The 15,784-nt window shown below is 34.4% G+C and carries 18 protein-coding genes and 1 pseudogene; 15 read left to right on the forward strand and 4 right to left on the reverse strand.

Annotation, left to right across the window (positions count from 1 at the left end; translation table 11 throughout):
* Positions 1-76 precede the first annotated feature (76 nt).
* Entirely contained in the window at positions 77-964 is an 888-nt protein-coding gene (locus B5P40_RS02095) for a hypothetical protein (protein WP_002189374.1), read from the reverse strand.
* A 388-nt stretch (positions 965-1,352) separates the two neighbouring features.
* Here B5P40_RS02095 and cbpA point away from each other — a divergent pair, with 388 nt between their 5' ends.
* The 4 genes from cbpA (at position 1,353) to B5P40_RS02115 (ending at position 4,722) form a co-directional block, all read left to right on the forward strand.
* Positions 1,353-2,000, forward strand: a complete 648-nt coding sequence (cbpA, locus tag B5P40_RS02100) for a cyclic di-AMP binding protein CbpA (RefSeq protein WP_002141406.1) — start codon at positions 1,353-1,355, stop codon at positions 1,998-2,000.
* Positions 2,001-2,441: 441 nt separating this feature from the next.
* Positions 2,442-3,779: a branched-chain amino acid transport system II carrier protein BrnQ4 gene (brnQ4, locus tag B5P40_RS02105; protein ID WP_412675376.1), complete on the forward strand. Its 1,338-nt coding sequence runs from the start codon at positions 2,442-2,444 to the stop codon at positions 3,777-3,779.
* A 66-nt stretch (positions 3,780-3,845) separates the two neighbouring features.
* The gene (gene csaA / locus B5P40_RS02110) at positions 3,846-4,175 is read left to right on the forward strand and encodes a chaperone CsaA (protein WP_113708773.1); all 330 of its coding nucleotides are present in this window, start codon (positions 3,846-3,848) and stop codon (positions 4,173-4,175) included.
* Positions 4,156-4,722: a DUF1572 domain-containing protein gene (locus B5P40_RS02115; RefSeq protein WP_002193071.1), complete on the forward strand. Its 567-nt coding sequence runs from the start codon at positions 4,156-4,158 to the stop codon at positions 4,720-4,722. The genes csaA and B5P40_RS02115 overlap by 20 nt, the downstream gene beginning before the upstream one ends.
* On the opposite strand, the gene B5P40_RS33280 is transcribed toward B5P40_RS02115, so the two are convergent.
* Positions 4,695-5,000, reverse strand: a complete 306-nt coding sequence (locus B5P40_RS33280) for a permease (RefSeq protein WP_080466632.1) — start codon at positions 4,998-5,000, stop codon at positions 4,695-4,697. The genes B5P40_RS02115 and B5P40_RS33280 overlap by 28 nt on opposite strands.
* A gap of 4 nt (positions 5,001-5,004) precedes the next feature.
* A complete protein-coding gene (locus tag B5P40_RS02125; RefSeq protein ID WP_002012463.1) occupies positions 5,005-5,301 on the reverse strand; it encodes a hypothetical protein in 297 nt (98 codons plus the stop codon).
* A gap of 89 nt (positions 5,302-5,390) precedes the next feature.
* On the opposite strand from B5P40_RS02125, the gene spoIIP (B5P40_RS02130) reads away from it, so the two are divergent.
* The 5 genes from spoIIP (B5P40_RS02130) to B5P40_RS02155 all read left to right on the forward strand — a co-directional run bounded on the left by spoIIP (B5P40_RS02130) (position 5,391) and on the right by B5P40_RS02155 (position 10,194).
* On the forward strand, positions 5,391-6,545 hold the full coding sequence (gene spoIIP, locus B5P40_RS02130; RefSeq protein WP_002141409.1) for a stage II sporulation protein SpoIIP: 1,155 nt from the start codon (positions 5,391-5,393) through the stop codon (positions 6,543-6,545).
* A gap of 266 nt (positions 6,546-6,811) precedes the next feature.
* Positions 6,812-7,309, forward strand: a complete 498-nt coding sequence (locus B5P40_RS02140) for a GNAT family N-acetyltransferase (protein ID WP_016120077.1) — start codon at positions 6,812-6,814, stop codon at positions 7,307-7,309.
* Positions 7,310-7,320: 11 nt separating this feature from the next.
* Positions 7,321-8,061, forward strand: coding sequence for a M15 family metallopeptidase (locus B5P40_RS02145; protein ID WP_002031537.1), 741 nt, complete (start codon positions 7,321-7,323; stop codon positions 8,059-8,061).
* A gap of 23 nt (positions 8,062-8,084) precedes the next feature.
* Positions 8,085-8,531, forward strand: a complete 447-nt coding sequence (locus B5P40_RS02150; protein WP_016120078.1) for an NUDIX hydrolase — start codon at positions 8,085-8,087, stop codon at positions 8,529-8,531.
* A 187-nt stretch (positions 8,532-8,718) separates the two neighbouring features.
* The gene (locus tag B5P40_RS02155) at positions 8,719-10,194 is read left to right on the forward strand and encodes an amidase family protein (protein WP_002141413.1); all 1,476 of its coding nucleotides are present in this window, start codon (positions 8,719-8,721) and stop codon (positions 10,192-10,194) included.
* Between the two features lie 224 nt (positions 10,195-10,418).
* Here B5P40_RS02155 and B5P40_RS33285 read toward each other — a convergent pair.
* Positions 10,419-10,544, reverse strand: a pseudogene (locus tag B5P40_RS33285) (MFS transporter); the annotation flags it as partial.
* Positions 10,545-10,895: 351 nt separating this feature from the next.
* On the opposite strand from B5P40_RS33285, the gene B5P40_RS02165 reads away from it, so the two are divergent.
* The 6 genes from B5P40_RS02165 to B5P40_RS02190 all read left to right on the forward strand — a co-directional run bounded on the left by B5P40_RS02165 (position 10,896) and on the right by B5P40_RS02190 (position 15,683).
* Entirely contained in the window at positions 10,896-11,324 is a 429-nt protein-coding gene (locus B5P40_RS02165; protein WP_002012470.1) for an NfeD family protein, read from the forward strand.
* A gap of 2 nt (positions 11,325-11,326) precedes the next feature.
* Entirely contained in the window at positions 11,327-12,295 is a 969-nt protein-coding gene (locus tag B5P40_RS02170; protein WP_002031527.1) for an SPFH domain-containing protein, read from the forward strand.
* Positions 12,296-12,313: 18 nt separating this feature from the next.
* Positions 12,314-13,525 (forward strand): stage II sporulation protein P, encoded by a 1,212-nt coding sequence (gene spoIIP / locus B5P40_RS02175; protein ID WP_002086026.1) that lies wholly within the window; start codon positions 12,314-12,316, stop codon positions 13,523-13,525.
* A 91-nt stretch (positions 13,526-13,616) separates the two neighbouring features.
* Positions 13,617-14,207, forward strand: a complete 591-nt coding sequence (locus B5P40_RS02180) for a histidine phosphatase family protein (RefSeq protein ID WP_016120081.1) — start codon at positions 13,617-13,619, stop codon at positions 14,205-14,207.
* Positions 14,208-14,213: 6 nt separating this feature from the next.
* A complete protein-coding gene (locus B5P40_RS02185) occupies positions 14,214-14,990 on the forward strand; it encodes a Cof-type HAD-IIB family hydrolase (protein ID WP_113708775.1) in 777 nt (258 codons plus the stop codon).
* 147 nt (positions 14,991-15,137) lie between these two features.
* On the forward strand, positions 15,138-15,683 hold the full coding sequence (locus B5P40_RS02190) for a MarR family winged helix-turn-helix transcriptional regulator (protein WP_113708776.1): 546 nt from the start codon (positions 15,138-15,140) through the stop codon (positions 15,681-15,683).
* The last annotated feature ends 101 nt before the right edge of the window (positions 15,684-15,784 follow it).

The raw sequence follows: 15,784 nt of genomic DNA on the forward strand, positions 1-15,784 counted from the left end.
TAATTTGCTGTTATTTTGTCCTCTATATAATAGGAATAACCGTCTACTTTTAATTTAAGTAGACGGTTATTCTATGTTATGGTTTCGAAATACTTCTAGTTAAAGTATACGTGTTTTGTTTAGAGTGGTTTGTTGTCCATAAAGCTTGGAGAAACGATAAGATGCTATATGGAATATAAAGTAGTAATAAACCAATTGTGACAACTATAGGTGCATTTCTACCAAATTGGACGATAAATTGTAATAGTCCGTTTGTATGAAAAATACATTCCATAAAAACGAATGAAAGAATAATGGAACTCAAAATAGATTTATGATTGGAAGTAAGCGCAATAAATAACGTATCAACAAGGAAAGATGAATTTTTTATTTCGTATTCATTAGTAGTATTTAAGAACGGTAGCCATTTTTTAATTGCTTGCATAACGATTATCATCGAAGTGCTACATACGATGATAAAAGAAGAGAAGAAAGGAAACTTTATGAATTTAGATATGTAGAGAAGTGATAATAGGACTGAACATTGTAATATCACAGTGCCAAAAGAATATGGTATCCAGCGAAATAAAGAACTACACTTTTTTAATGAGTTTGGTGCTTTTAAAAATAGATGGCCAATTCCTAGACTTATAAAGAAACCGATTACAAGAGTGAATGTGAAACGAACGATTGATAAAAAATATATTTCCCATATGTAGGGGAACAGTGGTGACGAATGGTTAGAGATATGTAGTATATTTTGTGTATGTACAAGCTGATTTGCTGAGAAAAGGATAGGCTCATGCATCCAATCAATTGTTGGAATTGAAATGGAAGAAGGCTGTGCTAAATTATGAAAAATGCTTACAAATCCAGTTAAGTAGGAGTAATTATGTGTAATGAATAATGCTGGAAGGGGACTTATGACAAAAATAATCAAAACACCGGCTATAAATTTACATATATGTGAGCGCAATAAGGACATACAACCACCTACTCTTTGAATATTCAGAAAATTCTTATTCTTATTTTAGCTTTTTTCGGATAAAGTTACAACATATTTTTCTCGAAGTAAGTTAGAGAGATTATCCCGCTTTAACGGGCAGTAAGACTCTACCTCAAAATGCGGCGAATGCGTAGAAGTTAGGTGGGTATATCGACTGCCAGTAAAAGCCCGATTGGTGAAGGCTAATAATAAGTGGGGGGAAATCCCCACTTATTAAAGTTTCAATTTAAATAAGTGTATGATTAATGAATAAATTATGACGGAAAAATGAATAATTTTCAGAAAAATAAAATAATATATTTATTTTTTTCTGAAAATATAATATAGTTATGGCACAGAAAGTATTTTAGCATAAGGAGGCTTTTTTATGAGGATTAAAGGGAATTATGTGCCAAAAAGGGAAGTTTTGTTTTGCTCAAGTTCAATTACGATAGGGGAAACGCTGGAACATTTAAATAAAACGGGGTATCGTTGTGTACCAGTTTTAGATGAAAAAAAAGAGAAGTTTTTAGGGAATGTATACAAAGTAGATATTTTAGAATATAAAGGTTCACTTGAAGATAATGTATTACAATTATTGAACGATAAAAATGGGTACGTGAGAGAAGACTCTTCCTTCTTTAAAGTATTTTTTACAATTAAAAAACTACCGTATTTATCAGTAGTTGATGAAAAAGGGGTCTTCCTTGGTATTTTAACTCATAAAAAAGTTTTTGAACTATTAGAAGATGCATGGGGAGTCCATTCTAGTAAATATTCTGTCATGATTGGAACACAAGATTATAATGGGGCCATTCAAAAATTATCGACAGTGCTAAAGAAATACACTGGTATTCAAAGCTTAATGACTTTTGATAATGATGCTTTATTAGTACGTAGAATAATGTTTACATTGGGAGAAGAGTTTGAAGATAGTGAATTAGAAACATTGCTAAAGGATTTAGAAGATCATGGATTTAGAGTTGTGTATGTTGAAGAGATGAAAAATCCACGTGAAGTTGAAACGATAGACTAACAAGTAAAGCCATCTTATTTTTGATGGCTTTTACTTTCTTTCACATAAAGATATCTAAATATAATAAAATATATGAATCGTAAATTTAAAAAAATATTTGTGTAATAGAATGAATAAAGGAAGTATATGTAGATAATTTTGATTTTCAAAAAAATCAAATTGAAAATATGTTTTTATTTTTCAACTAAATATGTTACTATATGTGTGATAAAAACAAAGAGGTCTGACAACTAAACTCCACGTTATACCACTCTAATGAGTTAAATTTTCGAAAAAATCAAAAATTAATAATTAGAGTAAGAATAAGGGGAATGGAGAAATTATGGAGAAAGACACTGCTTTGTAAGGGGCATATTTTATCATCTTGAGCAGAGAGGAGGATGCATAGCATATTGTGAAAAGAGATATAAACAATGAAAAAGTGCTATGCAAATGAAAAGCATGAAGGGACGTTTAAGGCCAGGTGATACGGTAGCGATTGGTTTAATGTTATTTGCACTATTTTTAGGAGCAGGAAATTTAATTTTCCCGCCAGTTTTAGGTCAACAAGCAGGAGAAAATGTTTGGATTGCTACAATTGGATTCCTTGTAACGGGAGTCGGATTACCCCTATTAGCTGTAACAGCTGTCGCGTTTGTAGAGGGGGACTTGAAAGCGCTATCTTCTAGAGTTCACCCTATATTTGCGTTTATTTTCCCATTGATTAGTTATTTAGCGATTGGACCATTTTTTGCGATTCCGCGTACTGGAGCTGTTTCATTTGAAATGGGTATGAAGCCATTTCTATCAGAGACAATGGTTTCTGAGTGGTACATGCTATTTCTTTTCACTATAGTTTTCTTCGGAATAACGTGGTATTTATCATTAAATCCATCTAAATTAGTGGATTGGTTCGGGAAATTTCTTACACCATTGTTAGTATTGATTGTTGCTGTTATTGTCGGAAAGGCAATTATTGATCCGATTGGAGAACCAGCTGCGCCGCTAGCGGCATACAAAGAAAATGCTTTCTTTGGTGGATTTATTCAAGGATATTTAACGATGGATGCAATTAGCGCGCTCGTATTTGGAATTGTCGTTGTACAAGTTATCCGCTCTAAAGGGATAAAAGAGAGTAGTCAAATTGCAAAAATAACAGTTGTATCAGGTATTATTGCTGTACTTGGTTTAACGTTAATCTATTTATCACTTGCTTATCTTGGTTCAACAAGTACATCACTTGGTGTCTCAGAGAATGGTGGACTTATTTTAACGAATGTTGTAAATGAGTTATATGGAACAAGTGGTAAAATTTTATTAGGACTTGTTATTATACTCGCTTGTTTAACAACTTCTGTTGGATTAACATCAGCTTGTGCTGGCTTCTTTACAAACTTATTCCCAAAACTTTCGCATAAAACGATTGTAACAATGGTATGTGTGTTTAGTTTAATTGTATCTAACCTAGGTTTAACACAATTAATCGCAGTCACTTTACCAGTGTTAATGATTATTTATCCAGTTGCAATCGTATTAATCGTACTTTCATATTTCCATAAATGGATTGGAAAGCGAAATACAATTTATATTGGTGCAATATTAGGTGCATTGTCAATTAGTTTATTTAATGGCTTAGAAAGTGCGAACATAAAAATTGACACAATTTCAAATGTACTACAAATGTTACCATTATATAAAGAAGGAATAGGATGGTTAATCCCAGCATGTATTGGCGGGGTTCTCGGTTTCTTCTTCTATAAATCAAATGAATCAAGTGAGTTACAAAAGAAAGGTGCCTAGGCGCCTTTCTTTTTTTGAAGGGGATTTTTATGTTTTGTCTAAGTAATAATTGGGAGGATTGATAAAATGGCTAGTTTTGAAGATTTTTTGACTTTGGATTTACGAATTGGAACTGTAACACATGCAGAGGAATTTAAAGAAGCAAGGGTTCCTGCAATACAGTTAGAAATTGATTTTGGAGAGCTAGGGGTTAAGCAGTCCAGTGCTCAAATTACGAAAAGATACAGCCCAGAATATTTAATCGGTCAACAAGTCGTTGCTATAGTGAATTTCCCGCCAAAGCGTGTGGCAGGATTTAAATCGGAAGTGCTTGTATTGGGTGGTGTTCCTGAAGCTGGTGATGTTGTGTTGCTTCAGCCTAATATGGAATTGCCAAATGGAACGAAAATTAGTTAGTGTGAAGGTAGGGGTAAACATGGATATCGGACGAGAATATTTACAATGTGCCATTTCGAATTTCAAGGCAACACAAAAACAAGGAGAACGTGTACTTTCTCAATTATCTTATGAACAGATAATGTGGTCTGCTCAGGAAGAGACAAATAGTATCGCGATTATTATTAAACATTTACATGGTAATATGCGTTCAAGATGGACGGAATTTTTAACGTCTGATGGCGAAAAAATAGATCGTAACCGAGATGGTGAATTTGAAGGTGGCTACAATTCAAAACAAGAAGCGCTTGCTGCGTGGCAAGAAGGGTGGGAGTATGTCTTTAAAACGATGGATACTTTAACAGCAGAGCAGATTTTGCAGAAAGTATACATTCGCGGAGAAGAACACACTGTCATGCAAGCGATCGAAAGGCAAATTTCTCATTATGCTTTACATATTGGACAAATCATTTACATTGGTAAAATGTTAAAAGAAAATGAATGGGAGTGTTTAAGCATTCCTAGAGGTCAATCTACTAGTTATTTACAGAAAAAACGTTCAACGTAATAATATGAAAGAAACCGATATAAAATAGGAAGCAAAAAAATAAGCCAATTGATAGAGGGCTCCGTGAACATTAGAATGCTGCCAGCAATAAGCCCATATGTAATAAGAAAGAAACCAAAGAGTGTATTTATAGGAATAAAACGTGAGACAAATAATTGCTGATTTTTGAAACAAGTGTTGTGAAACAAATAAAAGCGGAAATGCCGTGTAGAGGTAATAAGATCTTTCTTTCGCGCAATTCTTTTTTTGCATGTATGACAGATGAACGGTGGTTGCATTTCATTACGCTCCATTTTTTATATTTGTAATAATGTAAGACAAAAGTAAGTATAAAGTGTATGTTCCTATATACGCTCCTGCAATAAGGAAAAATGGATTCAGTAAAATTCCATGAATGCTTGTCATGAAAACTAAATTTTGTATTAAAACATCATATATATTAATAGAAATAATTGTCCCGAGTACATACAGTGCTAAGTATGCGGAAATATGTAGCACAATACGAATTTTAGGATGTAAAGCAAACAAATAAAAAATAAATGATAAGACGATTGGTAATGTTCCTATTAGTAGCTTCAATTCATTTCACCTCATTAACAATATAGCCGGAATTTAAGCGGTCTATTCTCTAGAGCTTGTACATAACTTGAAATAGAGAGGGTGATAGTATGAATCGAGGCTTTTTTTACGTGAAGTTCACAAGTGTACGTAAGTTAGTTTTATTTATTATTACTACAGTACTGGCGACTTTTTTTCTTATTAGTATGATGGTAACCTCTATGAAAGAGACAAAGTCAACGTATTTATATAATTGGTTAAATGAGTTATCGATGAATGGCTACATGTACGTTATTGGGAAAGAGAATCATTATTTTACACAGGAGTACCGGAATTTGAATCAAGACTTTTCTATTTCTTCATTCCTCTTTTCGATGGCTACGAATATTCGTTTTGATGATGTACGTAGTTTTGTCGGGAAAGAGCTTCCTGGCTTTGGTAAGTACGATACAGAAATCGTTATCGCAGGTGAGGGAACAAATTATTCTAACTTACCGATAGAGTCGAGTGTTCCTCTTGAAGAAGTAGTGAAAGAAAGGACTGGAGAAGGTGGACAAGCGCCAAAGCCTGATACGAATAAAGAGAAAAAACAACCAGCTCAAACGACTGGAAAAAGACAAGTTGCATTTATATATCATTCACATAGCTGGGAATCTTATTTGCCGTTACTTAACTTAACAAATGATCCTAATCCAAATAAAGCAACGAGTTCTGTAACGAATATTTCAATAGTTGGAGATCGCTTTCGTGAACAACTGGCAAGTGAAGGGATAGGTGCTACTAACGATAAGACTAATGTCGGTCAAAAGTTAATAAGTAAAGGATTGAATGATACTAGTTCTTATAAAATGTCACGGGAAATTGTACAAGAAGCGATGGCTGGTAATAAAGAATTACAATACTTCTTCGATTTACACCGTGATAGTGCACGGAAAAATGTAACAACAAAAACAATTGGAGATAAATCATACGCTAAGCTTGCTTTTGTAATTGGGAAAGGTAACAAAAACTATGAAAAAAACTTACAATTAGCAACTGCGTTACATGAGACGATTAGTAAGAAATATCCGGGAATGAGCCGTGGTGTAATTCAAAAAGGATTCCAAACAGGAAATGGAGTCTACAATCAAGACCTATCAGGACAAGCGATATTAATTGAAGTTGGCGGGGTAGATAATACAGAGGAAGAATTAAATCGATCAATTGATGCACTTGCTAAAGCATTTGGTGAATATTTTTGGCAAGCAGAAAAAGTGAATGGATAAAGTGAAATTTGAATTAGTGGTAGGCATTGCCGATGGTTATCAGCCTACATCAATTGGGGGAAAACGTAAGTGTACAGCTTACGTTTTTTGTTTGTTATGAAATGAGGATGATAAGATGTCACATTATAGACATAATTTGTAATTGCTATAGTAATATCGAAATTTGTCTATTTATAATAGGAGAATTAGAAAGGGATTTTCGCAAAAATAGAGAAAATCTTTTTACAAGGAAAATTTTTAACTAACAGAATGGGTAGGGGATCAAGGTGATACGAGAGATTAGAGTAGAAGATGCAACATCGTTTTTGCAATTAAATAAGCAATTGGACGAAGAAACGAAATTTATGTTATACGAACTAGGAGAAAGAAAAACTACAGTAGAGCAACAAGAAAAGATGGTCCACCGTTTTATTGAAAATGAATATGCGACAATATTTGTAGCAGTTGAAGAAGAGAGAATAGTAGGGTTTATTTTAGTTAATGGAAATAATATTCAAAGAAAGAGACATGTGGCAGGCATTGTAATTGGTATTTTGCAAGAGTATAGTGGCCGAGGTATTGGAACGAGTTTGTTTAAAGAAGTGGAGAAGTGGGCAAGATTACATGATGTATGGCGTTTAGAATTAACGGTAATGGCCCACAATACAAGAGCTCAGGCACTATATAGAAAAATTGGATTTGAACAAGAAGGTGTCAAAAAATCTGCTCTTATCATCGATGGAAAAGGTATCGATGAGTATGAAATGGCCAAATTATTAAAATAAGAGGTCGTTATATGAAAAAAAGATGGGCACTACTTGGTATCGTAGCAATGATACTGATCATTGGAGTAGCAGGAATAAATTATAAGATGTACAAGGAGCAAGAGGCGAAGGAAGTAAATGTAAACAATATATTTCCGAAAGCTAAAGAAACGATTGCTAATATGGATGGGGATATCGCAGTCATTAGTAATCCAAGTTCGATGCTTGTACTTGTGAATAAAAATAGGCGTTTACCAGATGGGTATAGACCGCCAGATTTAGTTGTTCCGAAAGTACGTTACTCTAGTGAAGGTGATCAAGAGAAGAAAAAGATGAGGAAAGAGGCAGCGGTGGCACTTGAGGAAATGTTTCAGCAAGCCAATAATGAGCGGATTTTCCTTTTTGCAGTCTCTGGATTTAGATCTTTTGATCGACAAAAAGCATTAAATACAATGTATAAAAGACAAGATGGAGAAGCAAAGACAGCGATGTCTAGTGCAGTCCCTGGTACGAGTGAACATCAAACAGGACTAGCTATGGATATTACATCTCAATCTGCTAAATTTCAGCTAGAAACTGTTTTTGGGGAGACGAAAGAAGGAAAGTGGCTTTCTGAAAATGCCCATAAGTTTGGTTTTGTTATTAGATATACGAAAGAGAAAGAAGGGATTACCGGTTATCGTTATGAACCGTGGCATGTACGGTATGTTGGGAATCCGCAAGCTACATATTTATATGAAAACCAACTGACGATTGAAGAAGTAACGCAGTAATGAATTGAGGGGAGAGGGCTAAGATGACGATGTTATATAAGAAAAAGGTACATGCATATATTACGAGAGAAAAAGAAGGGGCTATGCAACTACTCGTTTTTAAACATCGTGATATACGAGAGGCTGGTATCCAAGTGCCAGGCGGGACGGTAGATGAAGGCGAAACGTTAGAGGCAGCAATTTTACGTGAAGTACAAGAAGAGTCAGGACTACGCCATTTTTGTATCGAGCGCTTCCTTTCGGATTACATTATTTTTGTGAAAGAAAAAAAGGAATATCAAAAACGTCATTTTTTCCACATTTCATTATTAACAGATGTGAAAGATACGTGGGAACATATAGTAAGTGCTGGTGAGGAAGACAAAGGTTTAGTATTTTGTTATGAGTGGGTTGATATTAACAAATCCCCTGAATTAGCAGGTAAACAAGGCGAGTTTTTACATTTGTTAGAAGAGGTATATGTAAAATAATAAAAAGAGTCTGAGGCGATATTGTATTCGTTTCAGACTCTTTTTATTTCTCTGGAAATTAAAGGTTTTTAAACTGGTGAGTTGAATTTCTTTAAAGGGATTGTAGCTGTTTATGCGAGGAGCGGAGAAAATGAAAAAGTAATAGATACACGTCATATATATAAGGGTTTATAAAAGGAGAATGAAAATGGAAATTCAGTTTAATACATTATTGCAAAAAGAATTAACAATTCATGATATTCAAAAGGAAATGGAAGCTGGGAAGTTAACTTCAAAAGAACTAGTCATGTATTATCTTCATAGAATCGCAAAGTATGACCAAGATGGTCCGAAAATCAATTCTATTTTAGAAATCAATCCGGATGCTATCTTTATTGCAGAAGCGCTAGATCATGAAAGAAAGACAAAAGGTGTAAGAGGCCTATTACATGGTATACCTGTTTTACTTAAGGATAATATTGAAACGAATGACTCAATGCATACAAGTGCAGGTACGATTGCCCTGGAACAAAATATAAGTAGTGAAGATGCATTTCTTGTTAAAAAGCTCCGAGAAGCAGGTGCGATTATACTAGGGAAAGCAAATATGACAGAGTTAGCAAACGGAATGTCTTTTGAAATGTGGGCTGGATATAGCGCTAGAGGCGGTCAAACGATTAATCCTTACGGTACAGGAAAGGATGATATGTTTGTTGGTGGATCGAGTACAGGATCTGCCGTTGCAGTTGCTGCTAACTTTACTGTATTATCCGTTGGAACAGAGACAGATGCTTCTATTTTAAGTCCAGCTGTTCAAAACTCGGTTGTAGGTATTAAGCCGACAGTTGGTTTAATTAGCCGTAGTGGAATTATTCCGTTCACATATTCTCAAGATACAGCCGGTCCGTTTGCTAGAACGGTAACAGATGCTGCTATTTTACTAGGGAGTCTAACTGGGGTGGATGAAAAAGATGTAGCTACTCATAAAAGTGAAGGCATGGCATATCAAGATTATACATCTTATCTTGATGCTAATGGTTTAAAGGGAGCGAAGATTGGTGTTTATAGCAATGCGCCAAAAGATTATTACGAAAATGGTGAGTACGATGAAAAATTGTTTGAGGAAACGATCCAAGTATTACGTAGTGAGGGAGCGACAGTAGTAGAAGATATTGATATTCCGTCTTTTCATAGGGAATGGAGTTGGGGAGTTCCACTTTATGAGCTGAAGCACAGCTTGGATAACTATCTTTCTAAATTACCTTCTACTATTCCAGTACATTCTATTTCGGAGTTAATGGAGTTTAATAAAAACATAGCAGAAAGAGCTTTGAAATATGGACAAACTAAGTTAGAAAGAAGAAAAGATTTTCCTAATACGTTAAGAAATCCAGAATATTTAAACGCAAGATTAGAAGATATATATTTTTCGCAAAAACAAGGTATTGATTTTGCGTTGGAAAAATATAATCTGGATGCGATACTGTTCCCTTCTTATATAGGATCTACTATATGTGCGAAAGCAGGTTATCCATCTATAGCAATGCCTGCGGGATATATGGATAATGGGAGGCCTTTTGGAATTACTCTTGCAAGTGCTGCTTTTAGTGAAGGGGCATTAATTAAACTAGCATATGCTTTTGAACAAGCGACAAAACATAGAAAAATGCCAAACTTATCGTAAATAGAAACGAGAGAAGGTTGCCTGAAATGGATTTATGGAGGCCAGCCTTCTCTTATTAATAGCTAAAAGTATTGTCGATTTCTTTTGATGAATCGATATCTCATATCGAATCGTTGATATATTGTAAGTTGTAATAGATATAATTGAAAAATCGTTGATATAAATTCATTGGACTATTTAGTTGGAAGTCTTATATAAGAAATAAATCACTTAGATACAATATGTTAAATAGAAATCTCTTTCTTTTGCAATCTCTGATGCTTTAATAAACGAAAAGACAAACAAGTAGAACATAAAATAAGAAAAGAAGCGATAATATAAATAGTACGAACACCGAAAATATCGGTAATTGTAGCTGATTTAGTTGTATACAATGTCAGCGAGGATAATACACATTTTGGAGCCTAAGTAGTAAGCTAGTGAACGTTTCGGCAATAAGAAGCCCATCTTCAAATCAATAATATTTTTCAAATTATAATCAGAAAAATATATTTTTGAAAGAATTAAATTTTTTGTCATTTTTTGAAAGGGGTTTTCGTGTATAATGAAGAATATATTAATATAGCATTATATTAATGCTTGTTGTAACAGCGAATACATATAATAGCTTGTAGCAAACGCCCCCTCTATGAGAAAGGGCGGATAAACCATTCTTTTCTTCATATACATATAGAAAATGAGAAAGAAAGTGAGGGTTGCATATGGCTGGATGGGTGATTTGGTTTATAATAGCGGGTATTTTATTTATTGCAGAAATGTTGTCGATTACGTTTTACATGCTTTGGCTTGGAATTGGAGCTGTTGTCGGAGGTCTTATTGCTTTGTTTGCTCCTGATGCACTATTTTTACAAGTTGTTGTTGGGGCAATTGTAAGTTTAACATTGACTTTCTTTACGAAAAGAATTTCTAAAAACTTTCGAGAAGCAAAAGGTTTTACTGATACAGTAGATAAACTTGTTGGTAAAAAGGGAATTGTTATGCAAACGATTACAAGCGAAGTGAACGGTATTGTGAAAGTGGATGGAGATACTTGGACAGCTATTTCGGATACTCCTATTGATGCTGGAGAAAAAGTCGTTGTTATACAGAGGCATAGTACTATTTTACAAGTGAAAAAGGAGAGTGAATAAATATGGCAGTAGCATTAACGTTAACGATTATTTTCGCATTGATTGTCGTTGTATTTATTGCATTGACAATTAAAATTATTTCTCAGCAAAAAGTTGGGGTCGTTGAAAGGTTTGGTAAATTTCAACGGATTATGCACCCAGGATTAAATATTCTAATCCCAATTGTAGACCGCGTTCGTGTATATCACGATTTACGTATTCAACAAACGAATGTACCACCACAAAAGGTAATAACGAAAGATAATGTACAAGTAGAAATTGATACAATTATTTTCTATCAAATTGTTGAACCAGAGCTTGCGACATATGGTATTTCAAACTATGAATATGGTGTTCGTAATATTACATCTGCAACAATGCGTCAAATTATTGGTAAAATGGAGCTTGATGAAACATTATCAGGTCGTGAAAAAATTTCAACAGAAATTCGTTTAGCGCTTGATGAAGCGACAGAAAAATGGGGCGTTCGTATTGAGCGTGTCGAAATAGTCGATATTAATCCACCAAAAGATGTGCAAGTATCAATGGAAAAACAAATGAAAGCAGAACGTAATAAACGTGCGATCATTTTAGAAGCTGAAGCAGCGAAACAAGATAAAGTCCTTCGGGCTGAAGGGGAAAAACAAAGTAAAATTTTAATGGCTGAAGGGGATAAAGAAGCGCGTATTCGAGAAGCTGAAGGTTTAAAAGAAGCAAAAGAATTAGAAGCGCAAGGGGAAGCAAGAGCGATTGAGGAAATCGCAAAAGCAGAACAAAACCGAATTGAATTACTTCGCGCAGCAGATTTAGATGAACGCGTACTTGCTTATAAATCGTTTGAATCATTAATTGAGGTTGCAAAAGGACCAGCGAATAAAGTCTTTATTCCGTCTAATGCAATTGAAACACTTGGTACTCTTGGTGCAATTGGGGAAATCTTCAAAGAAAAACAAGCGAAGAAATTACCTTCGTCAGATACAGAAAAAGAATAATAAGAGTGAGAAAGAGAAATGGGATGCCATTTCTCTTTTTTTTTTGCGTATATTACGAAAAGCTTGTACATATCCATGTATAAAGAAGGTGATACATTGAAAAAGTATGCAACCCGTATACATGGGAAGAAACTAATCTCGTTACTCTTTCTATATGCACTAGTCATAATTATTATTGCGTCGATTTTGACGTCGCTTTTACATACAATGAAATCGAATTACGTGAATCAATGGTTTGGAAAAGTATCGATGCAAGGTTTTGTTCAAATGATAGAAAGTGAGAATCGCTATTACGGATTTGATTATTTTAAGCAGAATAAAAGGGAGTCATTTGGAAATTTAATGTTCTCGATTGCGACGGATTTGAAAATTAAAGATTTAAGAACGTTTGTCGGTAAAGAAGTGCCTGGTATGTCAAAGTATTACTCTAACATTATCGTAGCTGGGGAAGGGACAAACTTTACGAATATCCCAAATGAATCTAGTGTACCGATTGAAGAAGTAACGAAAGAGCGAGAAGTAGCAAAAGATAAAGTTACAGAAGCTGAAAAGAATAATCCGGTTCAGAAAAAGAACGGAGCGAAAAAAGGTGAAAGTGCAGTATATATTTATCATACACATAGCTGGGAATCTTTCTTTCCGTTATTACCAGGGGCTACCGATCCATCAAGTCCAGATGTAAATGTGTCCTTACTAGGGAAACGTATGAAAGAACAACTTGAAGGACAAGGAATTCCGGTAGTTCATGATAAAACGAATATGGGGGATTTATTAGCGAGTAAAAAATGGAAATGGCCGCAATCATATAAAGCGTCTCATGAATATGTAAAAGAAACATTAGCACAAAATAATAAAATTGCGTTTCCGATTGATATACACCGTGATGATCAGCGGAAGAAGGTAACAACAAAAGTAATTAACGGGAAATCGTATGCAAGATTATATTTTATAATTGGGATGGAAAATGAAGGGCGTGCTGAAAATGAAAAAATTGCAAGAGCAATCAATAGTTATTTAGATGAAAACTATTACGGATTAAGCAGAGGAATCTTTCCAAAGTATAAAAAAGATGGAAATGGCGTTTATAATCAAGATTTATCTAAAAATGCGATGTTAATTGAAGTTGGTGGTGTTGATAATACATTAGATGAATTATATAACACAATTGATGTGTTGACGGAAGCGTTTAGTAAGTATTATTGGAATGATGCAGAGAAAGTGAATGGATGAGGGGCGGGAAACCGTTCCTTTTTTGTTATATAAAGTTAAGAATGTGATATAATGGAGTTTTGTGAATATTAAACAAGGGAGCGGAAGAAACATGCAAATACTACTAATACGCCACGGTGAATCAGAAGCAGATATTTTAAATGTACATGAAGGTCGAGCTGACTTTGAATTAACAGAAAAGGGAAGACAGCAAGTACAAAGACTTGTACAGAAAGTGAAAGCAGATTTCCCGCCAGATTTCATTTGGGCAAGCACATTAAAACGTGCTCGCGAAACTGGTGAAACATTAGCAGAAGGAATTGGGTGCCCAATTCAACTAGAAGAAGAATTAATGGAGTTTAATAATGGGGTACAAGCAGGGTTATCATTTGAAGAAGCGAAAAAATATCCAGAGCCAAAATTTCTTCATGATCGTTTTGAAAACGGGGAATCATTTATTGAATTTAGAATGAGAATAGAAGGAATTTTTTCTAAAATCGTGACAGAGAATACATATGACCGAATTGCAATTGTTGCACACGGTGGTGTAATAAATAGTCTTTTACGAGCGTTTTTCCAAATGCCAATTAGCATGGACTATTATTTTAAAATGGGAGATACGGGAATTAGTTTGATTGAACTTACGGATAAACAGAAAACTATTCATTTTATAAATGATACAAATCATTTAGAGGGAATGTAAGAGGATATGTACAAAGTTGTATTTTTTGATGTGGATGGTACTCTTTTAAGTGAGATTGATAGAAGTATGCATGAAAGCACAAAAGAAGCGATACAAAGGTTAATAGATAAAGAAATTCACGTAGTTGTTACAACAGGGAGACCATATAGTTTATGCTCACAATTTAAAGAGCTGGGCATAAATACGTTTATTTCTGCAAATGGTGCACATATAAAATGTGCTGATGAAGTTATACATAAATCGGTACTTTCAAGTGGAATTGTTCATGATATTTCAAATTTCGCTGAATTACATGGTCACAGTGTTTCTTATTTTACAGAGGAATTTGTAATGAATGGTATTGCCTCAAAAGACGAACGTGTAATACTAGCATTAAATGAAACGTTAAATTTAGAGCGGTATCCTGACAAAGTTAGAAACTTATCAGAAGAGATTTATTGTGTATGTCTGTATGCTGATGAAACAGAAGCTCAAAAATTCTTTGAAAGATATCCAGCACTTACGTTTGAACGTTTTCATGGTTACGTTATGAATGTGTTGGAAGATAGTAAAGTATCGAAGCTAACTGCAATTCAAAAGGTATTGGAACATCTGGAAATTTGTAAATCAGAAGCAATTGCTTTTGGTGACGGTGGAAATGATGTTGAGATGTTACAGTATGTAGGACTAGGAATTGCGATGGGGAATGGCGGAGAAGAGTTAAAAACAAGAGCAGATTTCGTTACAAAGAAATCAAGTGAAGGTGGCATTTCTTTTGCTTTAAAAGAGTTTGGGATTATTTAGAAATATTAGTTAGTCAGTGTGAAAAATCCTGTTTTAAAAACAGGATTTTTTTGTCTAACAATATTCTTGCAATAGAAGGAAGAAAATGAGTATAATGAAAAGTAGTTAGGTAAGCTAATTAAATAAAAGGAAGGAGAGTGAAAATGAATGGATTCAAAAAAAGGTGCTCTTCCTTTAGGGATTGAGCCTTATGCAGAGTTAATAAAAAAGACAGCATCAGCGGATACGGATCCAATCGCAGCAAAACTTGGTTTGTTAATGTTATGGACGTCTGATAATGTTCTAGATGCAGTTGACGTAGATTTAGCTCCGCTTGGTATTTCAGAAAGTAAATTAGATTTTTTACTGTTGTTTATTTTGCGTGAAATGGAATCGAATGGGGGAGAAGTGAACATGAGCCCTTCGGATATTGCGAGCCGATTAGGGATTACACGTGCTTCTGTCACTGGCGTATTAGATTGGATGGAGAAACGAGAGTTAATCGTAAGATTCAATCATTCTGAAGATCGAAGAAGATTAAAGGTGAAAATTACTCCGAAAGGAAAAGAACTAGTTGCGCATTCTTTACCGACTTTTTGGTTATCTTGCGCGTCGTTAGTTGATGACTTTAGTCAAGAAGAGCGTCAAACTTTAGAGAAGCTATTAAATAAAATGCAAGTAACTATGCAGAAGAAATTAGGAGAAGGCAGATAAAGAAGTTGATTGTGTGAGTCAACTTTTTTATTTAGACATATAATTAGGTTACCTTATTATATGTCTAGCTAATTTGATGAAAGACCAACTATGAAATGTCA

This window comes from Bacillus sp. SRB_8 (assembly GCF_003264205.1).
GTDB lineage: Bacteria > Bacillota > Bacilli > Bacillales > Bacillaceae_G > Bacillus_A > Bacillus_A mycoides.